This window comes from Pseudomonas sp. NFX224, assembly GCF_048565165.1.
Taxonomy (GTDB): Bacteria; Pseudomonadota; Gammaproteobacteria; order Pseudomonadales; family Pseudomonadaceae; genus Aquipseudomonas.
The window spans coordinates 2,499,105-2,522,228 of record NZ_CP183416.1; the positions used below are offsets into that span (position 1 = coordinate 2,499,105).

Here is a 23,124-nt window from a genome sequence, read left to right on the forward strand (position 1 = left end):
GGACTGATGATGGTTCTGCGCTCGGAAATTCTGGTGAACAAAAACGTGCTCCCTACCAAAGAACAAGCTCTGCCTGGCCGCGAAACCCCCATGACCGTGCCGGAAAAACACTTCGTCCACGACGCCCCTCTACTGGGCCCGTTCGCGATGGACGTGGATTTCGCGATCTTCGGCCTTGGCTGCTTCTGGGGCGCGGAACGCAGATTCTGGCAACGTGAAGGTGTAGTCAGTACGGCCGTGGGTTACGCTGGCGGCTTCACCCCGAACCCGACTTACGAAGAAGTCTGCTCTGGCTTGACCGGCCATAGCGAAGTCGTGCTGGTGGTCTACGAGCCGGCAAAGGTCAGCTACGAAGAGCTGCTGAAGATGTTCTGGGAGCTGCACAACCCGACCCAGGGTATGCGCCAGGGCAATGACCTCGGCACCCAGTACCGCTCGGTGATCTACGCCACCAACCCGCCCCAACTGGAAACCGCGAAAAAAAGCGCACAGGTGTTCCAGGTCGAACTGACCAAAGCCGGCAAGGGCATCATCACCACCGAAATCGACGAAGCGCCGACGTTCTACTTCGCCGAGACGTATCACCAGCAGTACCTGGCGAAGAATCCGGAAGGTTATTGCGGGATTGGCGGTACGGGCGTGACTTGCCCGATTTAATTCAGAACCGACAATGTGGCGAGGGAGCTTGCTCCCGCTCGGCTGCGAAGCAGTCGCTAAATCGGTAGGCGGGTTCTTGCTGAAGGAACACCAATTCCGATTTTAGGGCCGCTTCGCGCCCCAGCGGGAGCAAGCTCCCTCGCCACAAATTACTCGGCAATCAACCAATCCATCTGCCACCCACCCTGGGTCTGCCCCAGTTTCTGGGACAACCACGGCAGCAGCTCACGCAATTCTTCTTCCAGCCCCCACGGCGGATTGGCAATCGCCAACCCGGAGCCGTTCAGGCTGTTCGGCGTATCCAGCGGATGCACCAGCAACTCCACGCGCAACAACTTCGGCGCCCCGGTGCCGGCCAGATCCTGATAGAAACGACGCAAGGCGCGCTGATCCTTCACCGGATACCAGATCGCCGCCACGGTCTGACGCATCCGGCCAATCGCGTCTTTCAACGACGCCGCACAGCGCTGCATCTCGTCGAGCTTTTCGAACGGCGGATCGATCAACATCACCGCACGCTTCTCCGGCACCGGCAACAAGGCCCGCGGCACATGCCAGCCTTCGCCCAGGTGCACCTTGACCCGCCGATCACCGGCCATGTTGTCCTTGAGCAGCACGCCGTCTTCCGGGTGTTTCTCGTTGAGCAACACGCGGTCCTGCGGGCGGGTCAGACGCCGCGCCAACTCCGGTGAACCGGGGTAATAGCGCAATTGGCCATCCGGATTCATCTCGTGCAGCACCTGCATGTAATCAGCGGTCAGGATCGGCAGATCCGGCTGATCCCACAAACGCGCGATGCCTTCCAGGTACTCGCCGGTCCGGTTGGCCTGATCGCCTTGAAGGTCGTACAGACCAATGCCGGCGTGAGTGTCGAGATAGGCAAACGGCTGCTCCTTGCGCGACATCAGGGCGATGAGGCGGGTCAAGGTCAGGTGTTTGAACACATCGGCGTGATTGCCGGCATGGAAGGCGTGGCGATAATTCATGGCTGCTCCTGCGAAGGCCGGCAAGTTTACCTTTTACCGGCCTGCAAGTCAGGACCTCACAGCCGAGTGGCTGGGCACGATTGCCCAGCCGGACACAAAACCCGTGGCGAGGGAGCTTGCTCCCGCTGGGCTGCGAAGCGGCCGTTAGGCACCCGGCGCACTCGAAAGCGCCCCGCGCACAACCACCATAAAACACAGACGATAAAAACGCCGAACTGGTGGCACTTGCGCGCCTAACGATAGAAGGGCTTCCACGCCCTGTCACTGAATTTGCAGTGACAGCCAAAGACTATCCCTCCAACCCATCGCCCACCAGTTCATGCAAACCGCTACAACTTGAAGGAAATATCCGAAGACCTTGCCCAGAAATTTCCTAGGACGGCTCTCATCCCTTCAGCTCATTTCCTCCACCAAGTACTCCAACAGTTCAGCCTTCGGCACGGGAGGCAAACCAGCCCCGGTTAAAAAATTCGCCACCTTGCTGCGCAACACACTTACAGAAAACGCCTCGTAAACCCCCTGCTGTTCTTCACTCAACCATTGCAACAGGTTGTCGATCCGGGTCGAAGCATCGTCGGCGCCAAGCTGTTGCAACAGAGACTCCGGCACCTCCCACCACGGAAAAACCCGCTCCGTCGTCACCGCGCCACCACCAATTTCCACCGACAGTCCGTTGATCAAACAACGCCCGATCACCGGCAACAGTTCAGCAGCATCAACCTCGGCAGACCGCAGAATAGGCAGCAAATACCGCCCATCCCAAAAACGAAAAAACACAGCCTTGCCATCCGGCAGCTTTACCTGAGTCAAGCTACGCAAATGCTCGACCACCACCTCAAGGCTCGCCGAAGACACCGCCAACCAACCCCAGTCCTGGGATTCAGTCGTGGCCACCCACTGCAAAAACTCACTCTCAGCGGCGACAATTCCCACATAGGGCATCACCTCTTTCCACTCGGCATAAACAGTGCCGGCCCAAACCGGGCGCGGCGCCTGAACCCCTTTTGAACGCTGCCAAACCTTGAAAGGCTCCGCGGCGCTGGTGCTGCTGAAGATGGCGAAGAGTTTTTCACTTTCAGATAGCGGGGTAATCTTTAGCCAAACATCGGGACTCGTCATAAAAACAACTCAGACTCAAATATAATTAAAAATAAAAAATTCAAAAACCAAACTTTAATAAAACCAACAAAGCAGACCAATAAGCTCAATACTTATCACGCCTAACGAACCCAACCCATACACACTCTAATTAGCCACATAACAAATAAAAAACCGAATGAAAACACGTTAAAAACAAAAAACACCCTAAAAACCAAAAGCATTCCGAAAGGAAAACTCAAATAATCCTCCTCATCCAAATCTCCACGCCTAATCGATAGCGCAGGAAACGTCAAAGCGAAACCTATTTTCCCCAGCGCGATATATCTAATAATAAACATGGATCCTTTTACTGGGCGCGCCATACCGACAGATCTAGAACGACCCAACAAATCAAGTATTCCCTCCATCCTGAAACATGCTAGGTAAAACGAAAAAAGCCACGTAACCAAAAGAAAAAAGCAACCAGCAATTCCTTCTGCCAAGTGAAACGCAACCTCGATCTCACTCTTCATAAAATCCCTAATCAGTCAATCCATACCATGTATTTACAGCCAATCAACATCACAATCATAGCGGCTCCACTTCCCAGTGCTGCCAAATAAAAAAACGAATCAATCTCAGAAGCCCACGGGGAAAATTCAAATAATCCTCTTTATCCAATCCACCACCTTTTATCGCCCACGAGGGTAAAGTCAAGAAAGCACCTACGCAAGTAAACATAAGGTAGGCACCAAACACCCCGAGCTCCAAAAAAGGCTTGCGCTCCAGAATCCCAGGAGAATTTCGAAGCAAGTTCAGGATTTCTTGCATTTTGAAAAAATATAAAAAACCCTGACCAAAAATAGATATAAATCCGAGCCCAAAAAACAACCCACCAAAAGTCAGGACAAACCAAACCTCGTCATCGTTCGTCACTCCCCAAACTCCACTCGCACAACCCCAAAAATACAGTCCTTTTAATCGCTAAGAAAACATCCACCACACCTAGCATAATCCCCAACAGCAACCACACACAGCAATACAAGTCTTTATCATCAACTTTAAACGACAGGGAAATTGCGCATAATCTTTCGCATCCAAAATTCCATTTCTTATAGACCTACGAGGAAAGGTCAACATCATCCCTACGTGACCGAAAATCGCAAAACGAACAACTGGCGAAAAACCGAACACAGCTTTACCGTATACCAACGGTGAGCGCCGCAAACAGACAAGAACATCTTTCATTTTGAAATATCCGAGATAAATCACAAAACAAAAAACCAACAATGAAACACCACTTAAAACCAGTCCACTCCCAATAAATTTCTCATCCCATTCACTGATCATTTCGAGACTTCATAAACCAACTCCCCTCCTGCGACATCTCCCCCAAACTTCCACGCCTCCGTAAATTTCACTTCCTGCAAGTCTCTTCTGTTCCAACCCTGCAGTCTCGTTAACCTTAAGCCCAGAAGCCCAAACCCCTCATCCCCAAGAACAACCCAGATAACAACCCAGATAACAACCAAGATAACAACTTAACAGATAAAATTTAGCTCCCCCATTCCATTATTTTTTTTACCAGCCACATCGTGATTAAAAAGAACCCATCAATCAACGCGAAGCAATAAAACAGTCTGACCATGAAAATTATTCCAGTTGGAAAGCTTAAATAATCTTCCTCATTTAGCTCACCAAGCCTAATTGCTCGCCTGGGCCATACCAGAAGTGGCGCGATGCTTACCAAGACAAAAAATCTAGAAAACGGATCTCTCCCGACTAAAAACCTCCGATTAACGACGCCTCTTGACCGCTGCAAACAACCTAATAGCACTCCAAACTTGAAGTAAGAAAGATAAATACTTGCTCCAAGCACCAAAAAGCCCAACAAGAAAAAAACTCCTCCTCCAATCAAAAAAAATGCGACTTCGGCCTCACTCCTCATGGATAAATACCTTCATATAAAACCTCGCCGACGTTCTCCCCAAACTCCTCACCGAATTTAGTGCCAATTACTGTTCCAAGCCCTACCAGAACAAGCCCACAAGCGACTCCACCCACACCTAAAGTCGTCACTCCCATGGCGATGCACACTCCGCTGCCTATCGCTGCTCCCCCTATGCTTCCAACGAAGGCACCACCAAACTTCCCCACCTCCGTAAACTTCACCTTCCTGCAAGCCTCTTCCGTGCCAACCCGACAAGTCTCTTTAACCTTAAGCCTCGAAGCCCCAACCCCTGCGCCTGATGTATCAGTTACGTATCTACTTTACCCACCCCATCCACTTCCCAAAACTAACAATTACAAACAATAGCAAACCAACCAGCAGGCCTGACAGATAAGTAACCTTAATCATGGCCATCAAGCCAGCGGGAAAATTTTTATAGTCGTCGATATCAAACTCACCGTTCTTGAGATAACGAGACGGGAACGCAAACACCACTCCCACACTTAAAATAATAAAAAAACGAGAAAACGGATCACTCCCCATCATCGACTTACGTGCCAAAAAGAACTTACTATTGCTTAAACCATTACTTATATCGTCGATTTTGAAATATGCAAAACAAAACAACACAATCAATATAACTGCAACCGCAACCATTGCCAGCAACAAACACAAAGCATACAAAAGCTCAAAATCACTTCGCATCGCCTACTTCCTCGTAGAACAGCTCACCGAGATATTCACCGGCCGCCCCCACATAATCCCCACCTACCGCCGACCCCAGACCTACAAAAACAAGTCCACAAATGATGCCTCCGACACCTAACGTACCCAAACCGATAGCGGGACATGCGACACTCCCAATTGCAGTACCTGCCATTCCCCCCGCACCGCCGCCCAAGAGGACTCCACTAAACTTACCTACCTCAGTAAATTTAACCTTCCTGCAAGCCTCCTCAGTGCCAACCCTGCAAGTCTCCTTAACCTTAAGCCCCGAAGCCCCAGCCCCCACTCCAACCCCAATCCACCCACCCACCTTGATGACCTTGCTCGCCTTGCTCACCCCATCAATATGCGTGGCATACCCCGGAATTCCACCCGCCGTACCCGCCTTGCTCCAGTGATGAACAAGGCTGCGACTGGAAATGCCCAGTGCAGTTTTAAGTTTCGGATGATCAGGAATGCCCACGCCTTTGCGCACCAGCGGACCGAGGCTGCTATCGAGCTGCTTCATCAGTTTTTCGCGCTTAGAAAAGAACTCGGCACCCGAAAGCTTTCCGTGTTTGTCGAAGGTGCGCTTGTGAAGGGATTCAAGCTCTCCCAATGTTCCCTGCAAGTTTTCCATGTGCTTGCCAAACATCGCCGCGCCAATACCTACAGCAGTCGAGCCCCGAGCCAGGAATGATTCGATTTCATCGTGATGAAGCGCCATAAACTCCACCTCGGCATCACTCATCGGCTCAAGCGCGGCATCGACTTTCTGCGCCGCCTCCATCAGCAGCGCCTCTTCACGGGTGCACTGTGTGTTTTGCGGGTCGCTGAGGACGATCAACTGGCCGGGTTTGGCGTAGTTGCCAAGTTGCGGGTTGAGGCTGCGGAATTTATTCAGCACCCGCGGGTTCGATTGCGGAAACAGCAGGGCTTCCAGCGCGGCGCGTGACAAGGATTGTTCAACGATGTGAAAACCCGGTTCGGCGCCTTCGCTCGCTGTTGTGTTGGGCGCATCGGGCAAGGCGTGCGGGAGATCGCAGAGGCCGTCCTTGCAGCGTTCGCACTCTTCGCAAAACGGCGCGCTGCTTTTCAGGCTTTGGGCCTGCGCAGTGCTGAGTGGCGCTGCCTTGAGTTTTGCCGGCGCGCCGGGCAAGCCCGGTAGGGCGCTCATGACCGCCATCGGCGCGCCACCGACCTCAATCGGCGCGCTGCTGAAGATCCCGGCGGGGCCGATGCTGATCCAGTGACCGCCCGCCTGAATGGTCGCGTTCACCCCGCCATCAATCACCACTTGCTGGCCGGCACTGAGATGAATTTGCTCAGTGGCGTTAAGCGCCTGGCTGGTCACGCGGATGAGTTGGGCGCCTGCCACCAACAGGTGATCATCCTGTTTGATTTCGGTCTGCCGCTGGCCGTGGGTGATGCGTTGCTCGTCGGCCTTGAGTTCATGGCGGGCCGCGCCGGTGACGACAACGCTGCGTTGGTTGTCGACCTGCACCCGCTGATCATGCAGCACATGCTGGGTCCAGTTTCGCTGGGCGCGCAGGTAAATTTCCTCGGCACCTTTGCGATCATCGATGCGCAATTCGTTGTAGCCGCCACCACCGGGACTGCTTCGAGTGCGGAAAATGCTGCGGCTCTTGTCCTCCGGCAAGTTCAATGGCACCGGCGTCGACGCATTGGGCAGACAGCCCATGACCACCGGCTTGTCAGCATCGCCATCGACAAAGCCCACCAGCACTTCCATGCCGACCCGCGGAATCAGCACACTGCCGTAGCCATCGTGCGCCCAACCGCTGACCACCCTGAGCCAGCAACTGGCATGCCCGTTCAATTGCCCGTCACGATCCCACATGAAACGAACCTTGATCCGGCCGAACTCGTCGCAATGGATTTCACTGTCTTTCGGACCGGTCACCACGGCCGCTTGATTCCCGGGCACCTGAGGTTTGCCAATCAGCGGCGGACGGAAGAAAACATCCCACGGCGTTGCCAGAAACGTATTGCGATAGCCCTGGAATTCATCCGGGCGACTCCCTGCCGACTCCTCAAGCACTTGCGGCTGTCGGCCCTGATGTTCAATTTCTGTCAGCAGCCACAGGCTGTTCCACTCTTGCTGAGGATGCTCGTCGAGCGGCAGGAAATGCCCAGTGACCAATGTCGATTGATCACCCTCACTTTGCGCCTGACGGTAATCCGCGCGGCGGCTCTCCAACGCTCGCCCGACCAGATGCCTGCCAACCTCGCGATCCTTGAATTGACCGGGAAAGCCATAGTCCTCCAGCACCGGCAGCTGTTCGCTGTCGAGACGGCTTTGCAGTTCAATGCGGGGTTTATGGAAGTCGTAATCGCGGCGCATTACCACGGTGGGTCGGGTTTCCAGGCGCACGTTGAACCGCTTGATGACGGGTTCATCCCCCACCATGCCGCTGCCCGGTCGGTACGAGGTCGGTTGAGGCAACCGTGGGAAAACCGTTTGGTCATCACCGAATACCAATAGGTGCCCGTCTGGACTGTGCTGGAAGTGGTAATGAATGCCGAGCTCGGCACATAGCCGCTGGATGAACGCCAGATCGCTTTCGGCGTATTGCACGCAGTACTCGCGCTCGGGGTAGTCACCGCCCAGCTGAAACTCAAAGGCATCGCCGAGGATGCCGTGGTCCTTGAAGATTTGCGTGATGATGGCCGGCACACTTCGGTGCTGGAACACTCGCTGGTTGATGCGCTGACCCAGGTAGGTCAGGCGCGGCACAAGGCTGATCTGGTAGCGCGTCAGACGCTTGCCGGAATCGCCCTGGCCAATGCGAAAAATCTGACCATGAACACCGGAACCTTGCGCATCGAAACTCAGAAACGCCTGACGATGCAGCAGGCTTTCGAGATCGATGTCCGGTCGCTCGCTGACCAGTTCCACTTCAAAGCGGTAAGGCTGGCTGATGGCTTCCTTGCCCGTGAACTCAAGTACTTTGAGTTCACTCTGGACACCGTCGACGGTCAACGTAAAGCGCGGTTGATTGGCAGAAGCGAACATCCGATGTGTCTCTGCAGAATGAAAGCGAGCGATTCTGCATGAGCACCAGGAAGCCCTGATCTAGAGGCAGGAAATTCAGATTTGCCCTACTGCCGCTGAAGCATTGGCTGTCAGAAAACGGTTTATTCGACTACAGACAACCTCGAAAACACCACCGCGCCTACAGCGGAAAACACAGGCACAAAAAAACGGCCCGCCTCCAAAGGAAGCGGGCCGTTTTCATTCAAGCCAATGGTTCAGAGCTTTCGCTCGCCCCAATTACTTGTTCAGGCGGAAATCCTTCTCGGCTGCGTCGAAACGCTGCAGCATGCCGGCAGTCGGTGCGCCCATTTTGCTGACGATGTAGATCGCCAGGCTGGCGAAGATGAAACCAGGGATGATTTCGTACAGGCCCAGCAGTTCGAAGTGTTTCCAGACGATCACGGTGATCGCGCCGACCAGGATACCGGCCAGTGCGCCATTGCGGGTCATGTCTTTCCAGATCACGGAGATCAGGACAACCGGACCGAATGCAGCACCGAAACCAGCCCAGGCGTAGCTCACCAGCCCCAGAACGCGGTTGTTCGGGTTGGCAGCCAAGGCGATGGCAATCAGCGCCACCAACAGCACCATGGCACGACCGACCCATACCAGCTCAACCTGGGAAGCGGATTTACGCAGGAAAGTCTTGTAGAAGTCTTCGGTCAGGGCGCTCGAGCACACCAGCAGCTGGCAGCTCAGGGTGCTCATGACAGCAGCCAGAATGGCCGACAGCAGCACACCGGCAACCCACGGGTTGAACAGGATCTTGGCCAGCTCGATGAACACGCGCTCCGGGTTCTCGGTGACTGCACCGGCCACATCAGGATGTGCCGAGAAGTAAGCGATACCGAAGAAGCCCACAGCCACGGTGCCGCCCAGGCACAGGATCATCCAGGTCATGGAGATGCGACGAGCCTTGGTGATCGATTTGACCGAATCCGCCGCCATGAAACGCGCCAGGATGTGCGGCTGACCGAAGTAGCCCAGACCCCAGCCCATCAGCGAGATGATGCCGATGAAAGTGGTGCCTTTAAGCATGTCGAAGTTGCTGGCGTCCTTGGCTTCGATGGCCAGGAACGTGGTGTCGACACCGCCGGTGGCCAACAACACGATGATCGGCGTCAGGATCAGCGCGAAAATCATCAGGGTGGCTTGTACGGTGTCGGTCCAGCTCACTGCCAGGAAACCGCCAATAAAGGTGTAGGCAATCGTTGCCGCAGCACCGGCCCACAGCGCTGTCTCGTAGGACATGCCGAAGGTACTTTCGAAAAGGCGGGCACCGGCCACGATGCCGGAAGCACAGTAGATGGTGAAGAACACCAGGATCACGACTGCCGAGATAATGCGCAGCAGGCCGCTTTGGTCTTCAAAACGGCTGGCGAAATAATCCGGCAGGGTCAGGGCATCACCGTTGTGCTCGGTTTGCACGCGCAGACGACCGGCGACAAACAGCCAGTTCAGATAAGCACCGACCACCAGGCCGATGGCGATCCAGCTTTCAGACAAACCGGACATGTAGATGGCGCCCGGCAGGCCCATCAACAACCAGCCGCTCATGTCGGAAGCACCGGCGGACAGTGCAGTCACGACGCTGCCCAGGCTACGGCCGCCCAGAATGTAGTCAGAAAGGTTGTTGGTGGAGCGATAGGCCATCAAGCCGATCAGCACCATTGCTGCGATGTAGATCACGAACGTGATCAGTGTTGGATTGCTTACGCTCATTATGTGACGCCCTGGCTTTGTTTTTATGTAGCGGCGGCTGGTGAACCGCTCGCAAACGGTGACGTTTGACAGACGATCCGGAATCCCGCGCATTTATGACTGATGTTTCCCCAGGAAAGCCATCAGCCGGTACACCGGACTCTTGATCTGGTTGCACCTTGGGCGCGAATGCTATTCAACAAAGCAAATAAGGTGCAACCCATTTCTCGGGAATAAGTTGCACCCAGTCGGAAAAATAATTTGAAGACCGTTTTTTGCTCCTTTTCGGAGCAAGAACCGGCAGCTACCAAACTAAAAGACACCAAGTAGACGCCGTACTTTCGTACCAGAATTTATTTCCTGACGAGCTGCGTATTATTCCGACAAAAAAAGGGTTGCACCCGGTTGCACCTCAACAGTCGCACGGCTAATCTTGCGGCCAGCTGATGCCACGCGGTCGTGGCAAACATGAGGATAAAAACATGGCTACCACCACCCTTGGCGTCAAACTTGACGACCCGACCCGCGAACGCCTCAAGGCCGCCGCGACCTCGATTGATCGTACGCCGCACTGGCTGATCAAGCAGGCAATTTTCAATTACCTGGAAAAACTCGAGGGTGGTGCAACCCTGACCGAGCTGAGCGGTTTGACCAAGGATTCCGACGATGCCGTCGATGCGCCTCTGGATCACGCCCACCAGTGCTTCCTCGAATTCGCCGAAAGCATCCTGCCGCAATCGGTACTGCGCGCGTCGATCACCGCCGCTTACCGTCGCCCGGAACCTGAAGTCGTTCCGATGCTGATCGAACAGGCGCGCCTGCCGGCACCGATGGCCGAAGCCACCAATAAACTCGCCGCGTCCATCGCGGAAAAACTGCGCAACCAGAAGAGCGCTGGCGGCCGTGCCGGCATCGTTCAGGGCCTGCTGCAGGAATTCTCCCTGTCTTCCCAGGAAGGCGTGGCGCTGATGTGCCTGGCCGAAGCGCTACTGCGTATCCCGGACAAAGGCACCCGCGACGCCCTGATCCGCGACAAGATCAGCACCGGCAACTGGCACCCGCACCTGGGCAACAGCCCGTCGCTGTTCGTCAACGCCGCGACTTGGGGGCTGCTGCTGACTGGCAAGCTGGTGTCCACGCACAACGAAGCAGGTTTGACCTCGTCCCTGAGCCGCATCATCGGCAAGAGCGGCGAGCCGATGATCCGCAAGGGCGTCGACATGGCCATGCGCCTGATGGGCGAGCAGTTCGTCACCGGCGAAACCATCGCGGAAGCCCTGGCCAATGCGAGCAAGTTCGAAACCAAGGGCTTCCGCTACTCCTATGACATGCTCGGCGAAGCCGCACTGACCGAGCACGACGCCCAGAAGTACCTGGCCTCGTACGAACAAGCCATCCACTCGATCGGCAAAGCGTCCCACGGCCGTGGGATTTATGAAGGCCCGGGTATTTCCATCAAGCTGTCTGCACTGCACCCGCGTTACAGCCGTGCGCAGTACGAGCGCGTGATGGATGAGCTGTACCCGCGCCTGCTGTCGCTGACCTTGCTGGCCAAGCAATACGACATCGGCTTGAACATCGACGCCGAAGAAGCCGACCGCCTCGAGTTGTCGCTGGATCTGCTCGAGCGCCTGTGCTTCGAGCCACAGCTGACTGGCTGGAACGGCATCGGTTTTGTGATCCAGGCTTACCAGAAGCGCTGCCCGTACGTAATCGACTACGTGATCGACCTGGCTCGCCGCAGCCGTCATCGCTTGATGATCCGCCTGGTAAAAGGCGCGTACTGGGACAGCGAAATCAAGCGCGCCCAGGTCGAAGGCCTGGAAGGCTACCCGGTCTACACCCGCAAGGTGTACACCGACGTTTCCTACATCGCTTGCGCACGCAAACTGCTGTCGGTGCCGGAAGTCATTTACCCGCAGTTTGCCACGCACAACGCCCACACACTGTCGGCCATTTATCACATCGCCGGTCAGAACTATTACCCGGGCCAGTACGAGTTCCAGTGCCTGCACGGCATGGGCGAACCGCTGTACGAACAAGTTGTAGGCAAAGTTTCCGAAGGCAAGCTGAACCGTCCGTGCCGCGTGTACGCTCCGGTTGGCACCCACGAAACCCTGCTGGCGTACCTGGTGCGTCGCCTGCTGGAAAACGGCGCGAACACCTCGTTCGTCAACCGTATCGCCGACCAGTCGATTTCCATCCAGGAACTGGTGGCCGATCCGGTAGCCAGCATTGAGCAGATGGCAACCGTGGAAGGTGGCTTCGGCCTGCCGCACCCACGCATTCCGCTGCCGCGTGATCTGTATGGTTCCGAGCGTGCCAACTCCAGCGGCATCGACATGGCCAACGAACACCGCCTGGCGTCGCTGTCCTGCGCCTTGCTGGCCACCGCGCACACTCACTGGAAAGCCGCGCCGATGCTCGGTTGCGCTTCCAGCACCGAAGCGCCGGCACCGGTCTTGAACCCGTCCGACTTGCGTGATGTGGTCGGCCATGTACAAGAAGCCACCGTCGAAGACGTCGACAACGCCATCCAGTGCGCCCTCAACGCCGCACCGATCTGGCAGGCCACCCCGCCCGCCGAGCGCGCCGCGATCCTGGAACGCGCCGCCGACTTGATGGAAGCCGAAATCCAGCCGCTGATGGGCCTGCTGGCTCGCGAAGCCGGCAAGACCTTCGCCAACGCTATCGCCGAAGTGCGTGAAGCCGTGGACTTCCTGCGTTATTACGCGGTGCAGGCACGCAACGATTTCACCAACGACGCTCACCGTCCGCTGGGTCCAGTGGTGTGCATCAGCCCGTGGAACTTCCCGCTGGCGATCTTCAGTGGTCAAGTCGCTGCTGCATTGGCCGCCGGTAACCCGGTATTGGCCAAGCCTGCTGAACAGACGCCGCTGGTCGCGGCTCAAGCCGTGCGCCTGCTGCTCGAAGCCGGTATTCCAGAAGGCGTTTTGCAATTGCTGCCGGGCCGTGGCGAAACCGTTGGTGCCGGCCTGGTCGGCGATGATCGCGTCAAAGGCGTGATGTTCACCGGTTCCACCGAAGTCGCTCGCCTGCTGCAACGCAACATTGCCGGTCGCCTGGACAACCAGGGTCGTCCAATCCCGCTGATCGCCGAAACCGGTGGCCAGAACGCAATGATCGTCGACTCGTCGGCACTGACCGAACAAGTGGTGATCGACGTAGTTTCCTCGGCGTTCGACAGCGCCGGCCAACGTTGCTCGGCCCTGCGCGTATTGTGCTTGCAGGAAGATTCCGCCGACCGCGTCATCGAAATGCTCAAAGGCGCGATGGCTGAAAGCCGTCTCGGCAACCCTGAGCGCCTGTCTGTGGACATCGGCCCGGTGATCGACGCCGAAGCCAAGGCGGGTATCGAGAAGCACATCCAGGCCATGCGCGACAAAGGTCGCAGCGTGTACCAGGTGGCCATCGCCGATGCCGAGGAAGTCAAACGCGGCACCTTCGTGATGCCGACGCTGATCGAACTGGAAAGCTTCGACGAACTGCAGCGTGAAATCTTTGGCCCGGTGCTGCACGTGGTTCGCTACAAGCGCAAGGACATCGATCAACTGATCGCTCAGATCAACGCTTCCGGCTACGGCCTGACGCTGGGCGTGCACACCCGCATCGACGAAACCATCGCCAAGGTGATCGACAACGTCAACGCCGGTAACGTCTACGTCAACCGCAACATCGTCGGTGCCGTGGTCGGCGTGCAGCCGTTCGGCGGCGAAGGTTTGTCGGGTACCGGCCCGAAAGCTGGTGGCCCGCTGTACCTGTACCGCTTGCTGTCGACGCGTCCTGCCGATGCGATCGAACAATCCTTCGCTCGCGGTGATGCTGCCGCAGCACCGGACGTTCGTCTGCGCGACGCCATGAGCAAGCCGCTGACTGCCCTGAAGGCCTGGGCCGACAGCAACAAATTCGCCGACCTGAGCACCCTGTGCGTACAGTTCGCCGCGCAATCGCAAAGCGGTATCACCCGCCTGCTGGCCGGCCCGACCGGCGAACGCAACAGCTATGCGATCCTGCCGCGTGAACACGTGCTGTGCCTGGCGGAAGTCGAAGGCGACCTGCTGACGCAACTGGCGGCGGTACTGGCTGTCGGTGGTTCAGCGGTTTGGCCGGAAGCTGAGCTGAGCAAGGCGCTGTTCGCACGCCTGCCGAAGGATATTCAGGCACGCATCAAGCTGGTTTCCGACTGGAACAAGGACGAACTGGTGTTTGATGCGGTTCTGCATCACGGCCATTCCGACCAGTTGCGCGCGGTTTGCCAACAGGTTGCCAAGCGTGCCGGCGCCATCGTTGGCGTGCAGGGTCTGTCGCAAGGTGAATCCAACATTGCGCTGGAACGTCTGGTGATCGAGCGTGCGTTGAGCGTTAACACCGCTGCGGCGGGTGGTAATGCGAGCTTGATGACTATCGGCTAAATAGTTGTAAAGCCAGGCTCCCGCAATGGGTGCCTGGTTTGTTAGACGCAAGATCTTTTGCTTCTCCATCACCAGGATCAATCATCCTGTTCAGCCTCTATTCGCACGCCTAGACTCGGTCCACTCCAATAAAAGGTAGGCCGCCATGTCCGAGACGTTGCTCAGTTCCCGCAATCTGGCTTTCGAGCTGTATGAAGTCCTCGATGCCGAGGGCCTGACCCAGCGTGAGCGTTTTGCCGAACACAACCGCGAAACCTTCGATGCGGCCATTGGCACCGCCCGCAGCATCGCCGAGAAGTTCTTCGCCCCGCACAACCGCAAGGGCGACGAGAACGAGCCGCGCTACGAGAATGGTCAGGCGATTCTGATTCCGGAAGTGAAACCGGCGGTGGATGCCTTCCTTGAAGCCGGCTTCCTCAACGCCGCGCGCAGTTTCGAGGCGGGAGGCATGCAGCTTCCTACACTGCTCTCCCAAGCCTGCTTCGCACACTTCCAGTCGGCCAACGCCGCGTCGACGTCTTATCCGTTCCTGACCATGGGCGCGGCCAACCTGATCGAAAGCTTCGGCACCGACGAGCAGAAGCGCCGCTTCCTGCAACCGATGATCGACGGGCGCTTCTTCGGCACCATGGCCCTGACCGAACCGCACGCGGGCTCCTCGCTGTCGGATATTCGTACCCGCGCGGAACCTGCGTCCGACGGCACTTATCGCCTCAAGGGCAACAAGATCTTCATCTCCGGTGGCGATCACCCGCTGTCGGAAAACATCGTGCACATGGTGCTGGCCAAACTGCCGGACGCGCCGGCCGGGGTGAAGGGCATTTCACTGTTCATCGTGCCCAAGTTTCTGGTCAACGATGACGGCAGCCTCGGCAAGCGCAATGACGTGCTGCTGGCGGGCCTGTTCCACAAGATGGGCTGGCGCGGTACCACGTCCACCGCGCTGAACTTCGGCGATAACGGCGAATGCGTCGGCTATCTGGTGGGCAAGCCGCACCAGGGCTTGAGCTACATGTTCCAGATGATGAACGAGGCGCGGATCGGCGTCGGCATGGGCGCGGTAATGCTGGGTTACGCCGGCTATCTGTATTCGCTGGAATACGCCCGCGAACGTCCGCAGGGCCGCGTGCCGGACAGCAAGGACCCGAACACCGCGCCGGTGCCGATCATTAACCACGCCGACGTCAAACGCATGCTGCTGACGCAAAAGGCTTACGTCGAAGGTTCGTTCGACCTCGGCCTCTACGCGGCGCGGCTGTTCGATGACACCACAACCCTGGAGACCGAAACCGAACGCAAACAGGCCCATGAACTGCTGGACCTGCTGACGCCGATCGTAAAATCCTGGCCATCAGAGTTCTGCCTGAAGGCCAACGAACTGGCGATCCAGATTCTCGGTGGCCACGGTTACACCCGCGAATATCCGGTGGAGCAGTACTACCGCGACAACCGCCTGAACCCGATTCATGAAGGCACCCACGGGATTCAGTCGCTGGACCTGTTGGGCCGCAAACTGGCGCAAAACAGCGGTGCCGGGCTCAAGCAACTGATCCGCCTGATCGCCGACACCGCCGAGCGCGCCCAGGCGTTTGATTCGCTGACACCATTGCGCGAACCACTGGAAAGACTGGTGGCACGCCTGCAAACCGTGACCATCGGCCTGCTGAGTGATCTGGCGCAGGGCAAGGTCAACAGCAGCCTGGCGAATTCCGCGTTGTACCTGAAAGTGTTCGGTCACACGGTGATCGGCTGGCGCTGGCTGGAACAGGCAATTCGCGCCGAAGAAGGGTTGGCCAAGGGTAATGCGGTGGATGCGAGTTTCTATAAAGGCAAGTTGCAGGCGGCGCGCTACTTCCTGACGTGGGAAGTGCCGGGTTGTCATCATGAGCTGGCGATTCTTGAGGCTCGGGATGATGTTTGTCTGGGCATGCAGGATGAGTGGTTCTGACGACCAGCAAATATTTGTGGCGAGGGAGCTCGCTCCCGCTGGAGTGCGGAGTGCTCCCAAATCCGGCAATTGAGGTGTATGTGATGCACCGTGTTGCCTGTACTTGCGACTGCTTCGCAGCCGAGCGGGAGCAAGCTCCCTCGCCACAAAGTTGTCTCTCAGCCCAGCTTGAACCCGCCCATCTGCCGCGCCAGATCATCCGCCAACCGCCGCAACGTCTGACAGTCTTCACGGCAGGCTCTTACCTCGCCTGCGGTGGCGCGGGCCAGATCGGAAATCCCCTGCACATTACGGTTGATCTCTTCGGTCACCGCCGACTGCTCTTCCGTCGCCGTCGCCACCTGATGGTTCATGTCACTGATGCGCTCGACCTGTCCGGTAATCGCGGTCAACGAGGCTCCGGTTCGCTGGCTCGATTCGACACCTGTGCCCGTCGCGGCTTGACCGCTATGCATCGATGAAACCGCGTTCTCCGCGCCTTGCTTGAGACTGCCAATCATCTGCTGAATCTCATCGGTAGACGATTGCGTACGCCGCGCCAGGGTCCGCACTTCGTCGGCAACCACCGCGAACCCACGCCCCATGTCCCCCGCCCGCGCGGCTTCGATGGCCGCATTGAGCGCCAGCAAGTTGGTCTGCTCGGAAATCCCGCGAATCACCGCCAGCACCTGATCGATGGACGCCACCTGGTGGGCCAGTTCACCCACCGCACTGGCGGCAACACCGATTTCATCGGACATGCTTTCGATATGCCGGATCGAACCGCCGACCACTTCTCGCGCCTGCATTGCCTCATCGCGAGCAGTTTGCGACGCGACGGCCGCGTTGCCGGCGTTCTGCGCAATTTCCTGAACGGTCAGGCCCATCTCGTGGACGGCCGTGGCGACCATGTCGGTCATTTCCTGCTGACGACCGGAGCGTTCGGCGGTGTTGTCCACCACCCGCGCCACTTGACCCACAGCGGTGCGCAAGCGTTCGCTGGTGGTCAGCACTTCGCCGATCATCTCGCGCTGGCTTTCAAGGAAGCGATTGAACCCACGCGCCAGATCACCCAGCTCATCGGCGCGGCTGGAATCCAGTCGATGGGTCAAATCTCCCCCACCGCTACCGATGGCTACCAGCGCCGCTGTTACCTGACGAATCGGTCGCACCAGCCCACGGGCCAGCAACACCACCAGCAACAGGCACACCAATGCCACCGCCAGGCCGATACCGCTGCTCATCCACATGGCACGACGAGCTTCGGCGTAGATCTGCGACTGTGGCACTTCGGCCACCAGGGTCCAGCCGAGATCGCGCAATGGCAGGCTCAACGCGAAGAAGTCTTCGCCGTCGCGCTGGAAGCCGCTGGTGGCGGCAGCTTTTTGACTCATCACTGCTTGTGCCGCCGCGGCACCAATCTGCTCGGTCAGGGTGCGTTTACCGCTGAATTGCGCTTCGGGATGGACCTGGATCAAACCGTCGGAACGCACGAGATAGACCTTGCCACGCTCCCCGAAGCTGAAGTTGTGAATCAGCTCGGACAGCTCTTTCACGCTCAGCCCCAAGCCAGCGACGCCCACGACCTTACCGGCTTGCTCGACCTTGATGTCGATGAAAAGCGCCAATTCTCCCGTGGCGGTGTCATTGTCGATATTGAGAGTGCGCGGCTGATTACTGTCGAGAAACGAGTAGAACCAGGCGTCTTTTGGGTTCGCGCGACTGAGGGTGCGATCCAGGCCTTTTTCGCTAATGTAGTGGTTTGACGCGGTGCCGATAATCAGCGCAGTAAAGGCTTTGTGTTCGGCGCGGATGCCTTCCAGATAGGTGGCGAAGGTATTGGTCTGCGCACTGTCTTCGCCGGTGGCCAGCCAGTCACGCACCATGCTGTTGCTGGCGATGTCCTTGGCGGCAGTGAGCGGTTGAACAAGGATGCGTTCGATGTCGTTGCGCATCGCTTCGATGCTCGACGGCAAGGCTTGCTCGACCAAATAGCTCTGGGCGAGGCGGTTGACCACGAGGGTATATATGCCAACCACGATCAGGATACTGACGAGCAGGGCGGTGCCCATACTCAGGATCAACTGCCATTGAATACTGCGTCGCCAGAACTGCATGGAGCACCCCCAAAGAATAAGAGGCTGAAACACTGCAACAGCCGTGCCGATTGTATACAACGCAACCGACAATCTATTCTTTGGTTGTGCGCAAAGCCGATCAGGCCTGATTGATCGTCTTGGAGATCACTTCAACCGTGGCGCTGACTTGCTCTTGGTAACGGTCGAGTTCGAGCTTGTGCTGCTTTTGCATTTCAATCTGCTGGGAGCACAGATTCATCGCGGCCAGAACCAGCAGTCGGTCACCGATCAGCGTCGGGTACTTTCTTTTGGTGTCGGCCAGGGCAGCCTTCAACATCATGGCCGCGTCCAGCAGGGTCTGCTCTTCCCCGGCCGGAGCCTTGATCGAATAGTCCTCCCCCAGGATCGAGACGACTTTCACACCCGGGCCGTAACTCATGCGCTGACTGGGCCAGCGCTGACACGCTCAACCAGGGCCTGGATGCGTGCGGCGGTGGCGCCTTGCTTCTCTTCCTGCTCCATCAGGCTCAGTTGCAGGCTTTCGTTTTCATCCTTGGCCTGAGCCAGTTCGGCGCTCAGGGTCTGGTTGGTGCCGAGCAGGGTCTGGTTCTGTTGTACCAGGTCGCTGACCAGCTGTTCCAATTGGCTTAGGGATGCTTCCAACATTTTGATTTTCCAGGCATTTTCAAAGGGCGCGTACGATAAAGAAAAGTCACCGCGGATGCCAGGGTTATACGGGCGCAAGGCCTTGATTTTCCTGACGAGTGACCGCTCTCGCGAACTGTAGAGACTGTGATTGGCCCATCTGGTTCCTGCACTTCGTCGCCATGGCATTTGTGCGGCAAAACTGCGCAGGGACTCAAGACTTTAGTCACATGACCGATAAGTCATTCATACGTCAGCCTCGCCACCGCTCTGGTGCGCCCTTTTCGGTAAACACCATGTCCCTTCGTAATATGAATATCGCACCGCGAGCGTTCCTCGGTTTTGCCCTGATTGGCGGTTTGATGATGCTTTTGGGCGTGTTTGCCTTGAACCAGATGAGCAAGATCCGCGACGCTGCCGAGGACATCACCGTCAGCAGCGTACCGAGCATCAAGAGCCTCGACGAGTTCACCCAACTGACCCTGCGCCTGCGCGTGCTGTCCTACCGTTTGCTGGTCAACCGTGAGCCGGATGTTCAGCAAAAAACCATGGAATTGCTGGAGATGCGCAATCAGCAGATCCGCGCCGCCCAAGCGACGTACGAAAAGCTGATCAGCAGCCCGCAAGAACGCGCCACCTACGATCAATACGTGCAGTTGCTGGCGCAATACCGTCAGATCGAAGACCGGATGAAAACCCTGTCGCGCAACAATCAGGTCGATGAGCTGCGTAGCCTGCTCAATGCTGATTTGCTGAGCAACTCCGAAGCGGTCAATACCGTGCTGAACAAGCTGCTTGAGATCAACACCCAGCAGACTCTCGACACCAACCAGCAAGCCGCCGACCAATACGACTCGGCGTTCAACCTAGTGGTGACCCTGCTCGTCATCGCGACCGGCCTGACCATTTTGTTCGCCTGGTTACTGACCAACAGCATCACCAAGCCAATCGCCAATGCGTTGAACGCTGCCGAACAAATCGCGGAAGGCAACCTGACGCGCCCGATCACCGTCGACGGTGAAGACGAGGCCGGTCGCTTGCTGCTGGCGATGTCGAAAATGCAGGACAAGCTGCGCGACACCCTGCAACGGATTTCCGGTTCGGCCACTCAGCTGGCGTCCGCCGCCGAAGAACTCAACAGTGTCACCGACGAAAGCGCCCGTGGCCTGACCCAGCAGAACAACGAGATCGAACAGGCCGCCACGGCGGTCAACGAAATGACCAGCGCTGTGGAAGAAGTCGCACGTAATGCGGTCAGCACCTCCGAAGCTTCGAAAAACGCCACCACATCCGCCGGTGACGGTCGTGATCTGGTACAGGAAACCGTCAGCGCCATCGAACGCATGAGCGCCGATGTACAGAGCACCGCGACGTTGATTGGTGACCTGGCAAATGAATCCCGTGACATCGGCAAGGTGCTGGATGTGATTCGCGGTCTGGCCGACCAGACCAACCTGCTGGCCTTGAACGCCGCGATCGAAGCAGCACGTGCCGGTGAGGCCGGGCGTGGATTTGCCGTGGTTGCCGACGAAGTGCGAGCGCTGGCCCATCGCACCCAACAATCGACCAGCGAAATCGAACGCATGATCGGCAGCATCCAGAGCGGTACCGAACACGCTGTGGATTCGATGCGCAACAGTACCGAGCGCGCCGAGTCGACCCTGAACATCGCCCGCGGCGCTGGAATGTCGCTGGACACCATCAACAGCGCCATCGTCGAAATCAACGAGCGCAACCTAGTGATCGCCAGCGCCGCCGAAGAGCAGGCGCAAGTGGCCCGTGAAGTGGATCGCAATCTGGTGAACATTCGTGATCTGTCGGTGCAATCAGCCACCGGCGCCAACCAGACCAGCGCGGCAAGCAATGAGTTGTCGCGATTGGCGGTGGATCTGAACACGATGGTTGGGCGGTTTAGCCTGTAACCCCCCTCTTGTAGGAACGAGCTTGCTCGCGATGAATTCAATGACGGCGCGCTGAATCAGACAGCACGCGTCATCGTTGACGTCCATCGCGAGCAAGCTCGCTCCTACAAGGGTTCGGTGACGACGCAAAAGCTTTTTGACAGCATCACATTTCAACAGGTTAGAATCGCTGGCACGCAGACTGCATGGTCAGTTTGTGCCCGCCTTTCAGCTTTCTGGAGTACTGCCTTTGAATGCGACGACCATCAACAGCCTGTTCTTGATCGGCGCGTTGCTGGTAGGTGCGAGCATTCTGGTGAGCTCACTTTCGTCCCGCCTCGGCATCCCGATTCTGGTGATCATCCTGGCTGTCGGCATGGCGGCGGGTGTCGATGGCGCCGGTCTTCTTTTTGATAACTACCCAACGGCCTACCTGGTCGGCAACCTCGCGTTGGCGGTGATCCTGCTCGACGGCGGTTTGCGCACGCGAGTATCGAGTTTCCGCGTGGCGCTATGGCCGGCGCTGTCGCTGGCCACGGTCGGCGTGTTGATCACCACCGGGCTGACCGGCATGGCTGCGGCCTGGCTGTTCGACCTGAACCTGATTCAAGGCCTGCTGATCGGCGCCATCGTCGGCTCAACCGACGCCGCGGCGGTGTTCTCATTGTTGGGCGGCAAAGGCCTGAACGAGCGGGTGACCGCCAGCCTTGAAATCGAATCCGGCAGCAACGACCCGATGGCGGTGTTCCTCACCGTGACCCTGATCGACATGCTCGCCAGCGGCCAGACTGGCCTGCACTGGAGCCTGCTGACCCACCTGCTGCGCGAGTTCGGCATCGGTGGCGTCATCGGCCTGGGCGGGGGCTGGCTGATGCTGCAACTGGTCAACCGGATCAACCTCGCCACCGGCCTGTATCCGATCCTGGTCATCGCCGGCGGTCTGGTTGTATTTGCCCTGACCAATGCCTTGCACGGCAGCGGCTTCCTCGCGGTGTATCTGTGCGGCCTGGTGATCGGCAACCGTCCGGTGCGCAGCCGGCACGGTATCTTGCACATGCTCGATGGCATGGCCTGGCTGGCGCAGATCGGCATGTTCCTGGTGCTGGGGCTGCTGGTGACGCCTCACGACCTGCTGCCGATCGCCTTGCCGGCACTGGCTCTGGCACTGTGGATGATTCTGTTTGCCCGGCCGCTGTCGGTGCTGGTTGGCCTGCTGCCGTTCAAGGCGTTCCATGGCCGCGAGAAGGCATTCATTTCCTGGGTTGGCCTGCGCGGCGCGGTCCCGATCATTCTGGCGGTGTTCCCACTGATGGCTGGCCTGCCCAACGCCCAGCTGTACTTCAACCTCGCCTTCTTTATCGTGCTGGTGTCGCTGCTGGTGCAAGGCACAAGCCTGCCGTGGGTTGCCAAGCTGTTGAAGGTGACAGTGCCGCCCGAGCCGGCGCCGATTTCTCGTTCGGCCCTGGAAGTGCACGTCACCAGCGAGTGGGAGCTGTTCGTTTATCGCCTCGGTGCCGAGAAATGGTGCATCGGATCACCCCTTCGCGAACTGAAAATGCCCGAAGGCACCCGCATCGCGGCCCTGTTTCGTGGCCAGCAACTGCTCCATCCGTCGGGTAGTACGGTGCTGGAAGTCGATGATTTGCTGTGTGTTATCGGCCATGAACACAACCTTGCGGCCCTCGGAAAACTGTTCAGCCAGGCGCCGCAACGAGGCCTCGATTTGCGCTTCTTCGGCGACTTCGTACTCGAAGGAGACGCCCAGCTGGCTGCGGTTGCTGCCCTGTACGGGTTGAAGGTCGAAGGCATCGATCCGGAGATGTCCCTGGGGCACTTTATTGCCCAGAAAGTCGGCGGTGCGCCTGTGGTCGGTGACCAGGTGGAATGGAACAACACCATCTGGACCGTCGCGGTCATGGAAGGGAACAAGATCGGCAAAGTGGGCGTCAGATTCCCCGAAGGAAGTCGCCCGGGTCCGGGCTTGTTCCTCTAAACTCCATTC

Annotated in this window: 12 protein-coding genes and 4 pseudogenes; 6 read left to right on the forward strand and 10 right to left on the reverse strand. The window is 57.7% G+C overall.

Going from position 1 to position 23,124, the window contains the following annotated elements; genetic code table 11:
• The first annotated feature begins 9 nt into the window (after positions 1 to 9).
• On the forward strand, positions 10 to 657 hold the full coding sequence (msrA, locus tag ACNYC6_RS11190) for a peptide-methionine (S)-S-oxide reductase MsrA (protein WP_419712946.1): 648 nt from the start codon (positions 10 to 12) through the stop codon (positions 655 to 657).
• A gap of 149 nt (positions 658 to 806) precedes the next feature.
• Here the strand turns inward: msrA and ACNYC6_RS11195 are convergent, their stop codons facing one another.
• From ACNYC6_RS11195 to putP, 6 genes and pseudogenes are all read right to left on the reverse strand, one after another.
• A complete protein-coding gene (locus tag ACNYC6_RS11195) occupies positions 807 to 1,643 on the reverse strand; it encodes a 23S rRNA (adenine(2030)-N(6))-methyltransferase RlmJ (protein WP_419712353.1) in 837 nt (278 codons plus the stop codon).
• A 393-nt stretch (positions 1,644 to 2,036) separates the two neighbouring features.
• Entirely contained in the window at positions 2,037 to 2,762 is a 726-nt protein-coding gene (locus tag ACNYC6_RS11200) for a DUF4123 domain-containing protein (RefSeq protein WP_419712354.1), read from the reverse strand.
• A 549-nt stretch (positions 2,763 to 3,311) separates the two neighbouring features.
• Positions 3,312 to 3,659, reverse strand: a complete 348-nt coding sequence (locus ACNYC6_RS11205) for a hypothetical protein (protein WP_419712355.1) — start codon at positions 3,657 to 3,659, stop codon at positions 3,312 to 3,314.
• 1,330 nt (positions 3,660 to 4,989) lie between these two features.
• The gene (locus ACNYC6_RS11210; RefSeq protein WP_419712356.1) at positions 4,990 to 5,379 is read right to left on the reverse strand and encodes a hypothetical protein; all 390 of its coding nucleotides are present in this window, start codon (positions 5,377 to 5,379) and stop codon (positions 4,990 to 4,992) included.
• Between the two features lie 1,042 nt (positions 5,380 to 6,421).
• Positions 6,422 to 8,416, reverse strand: a pseudogene (locus ACNYC6_RS11215) (type VI secretion system tip protein VgrG); the annotation flags it as partial.
• Between the two features lie 258 nt (positions 8,417 to 8,674).
• Positions 8,675 to 10,159 carry a sodium/proline symporter PutP gene (gene putP, locus ACNYC6_RS11220; RefSeq protein ID WP_419712357.1) on the reverse strand — a complete coding sequence of 495 codons (1,485 nt, stop codon included), beginning with the start codon at positions 10,157 to 10,159 and terminating at the stop codon, positions 8,675 to 8,677.
• Positions 10,160 to 10,620: 461 nt separating this feature from the next.
• On the opposite strand from putP, the gene putA reads away from it, so the two are divergent.
• Positions 10,621 to 14,571 (forward strand): trifunctional transcriptional regulator/proline dehydrogenase/L-glutamate gamma-semialdehyde dehydrogenase, encoded by a 3,951-nt coding sequence (putA, locus tag ACNYC6_RS11225; protein ID WP_419712358.1) that lies wholly within the window; start codon positions 10,621 to 10,623, stop codon positions 14,569 to 14,571.
• A 145-nt stretch (positions 14,572 to 14,716) separates the two neighbouring features.
• Complete coding sequence (locus ACNYC6_RS11230) at positions 14,717 to 16,519, forward strand: acyl-CoA dehydrogenase (protein ID WP_419712359.1); 1,803 nt, start codon at positions 14,717 to 14,719, stop codon at positions 16,517 to 16,519.
• 158 nt (positions 16,520 to 16,677) lie between these two features.
• On the opposite strand, the gene ACNYC6_RS11235 is transcribed toward ACNYC6_RS11230, so the two are convergent.
• The 4 genes and pseudogenes from ACNYC6_RS11235 to ACNYC6_RS11250 form a co-directional block, all read right to left on the reverse strand.
• Positions 16,678 to 17,523, reverse strand: coding sequence for a methyl-accepting chemotaxis protein (locus tag ACNYC6_RS11235; RefSeq protein ID WP_419712947.1), 846 nt, complete (start codon positions 17,521 to 17,523; stop codon positions 16,678 to 16,680).
• Positions 17,524 to 17,589: 66 nt separating this feature from the next.
• A pseudogene (locus ACNYC6_RS11240) lies at positions 17,590 to 18,615 on the reverse strand (cache domain-containing protein); the annotation flags it as partial.
• Between the two features lie 100 nt (positions 18,616 to 18,715).
• Positions 18,716 to 19,015, reverse strand: coding sequence for a cell division protein ZapA (locus ACNYC6_RS11245; RefSeq protein WP_338584357.1), 300 nt, complete (start codon positions 19,013 to 19,015; stop codon positions 18,716 to 18,718).
• Positions 19,012 to 19,242: a hypothetical protein gene (locus ACNYC6_RS11250; protein WP_008149645.1), complete on the reverse strand. Its 231-nt coding sequence runs from the start codon at positions 19,240 to 19,242 to the stop codon at positions 19,012 to 19,014. Before ACNYC6_RS11250 ends, ACNYC6_RS11245 begins: the two co-directional genes overlap by 4 nt.
• Before the next feature lie 341 nt (positions 19,243 to 19,583).
• Between ACNYC6_RS11250 and ACNYC6_RS11255 the strand changes: the two are divergent.
• The 3 genes and pseudogenes from ACNYC6_RS11255 to ACNYC6_RS11265 form a co-directional block, all read left to right on the forward strand.
• Positions 19,584 to 20,240: pseudogene (locus tag ACNYC6_RS11255) on the forward strand (MCP four helix bundle domain-containing protein); the annotation flags it as partial.
• A gap of 303 nt (positions 20,241 to 20,543) precedes the next feature.
• Positions 20,544 to 21,143 (forward strand): annotated as a pseudogene (locus ACNYC6_RS11260) (methyl-accepting chemotaxis protein); the annotation flags it as partial.
• A gap of 229 nt (positions 21,144 to 21,372) precedes the next feature.
• A complete protein-coding gene (locus tag ACNYC6_RS11265; RefSeq protein ID WP_419712360.1) occupies positions 21,373 to 23,115 on the forward strand; it encodes a potassium/proton antiporter in 1,743 nt (580 codons plus the stop codon).
• Positions 23,116 to 23,124: the final 9 nt, after the last annotated feature.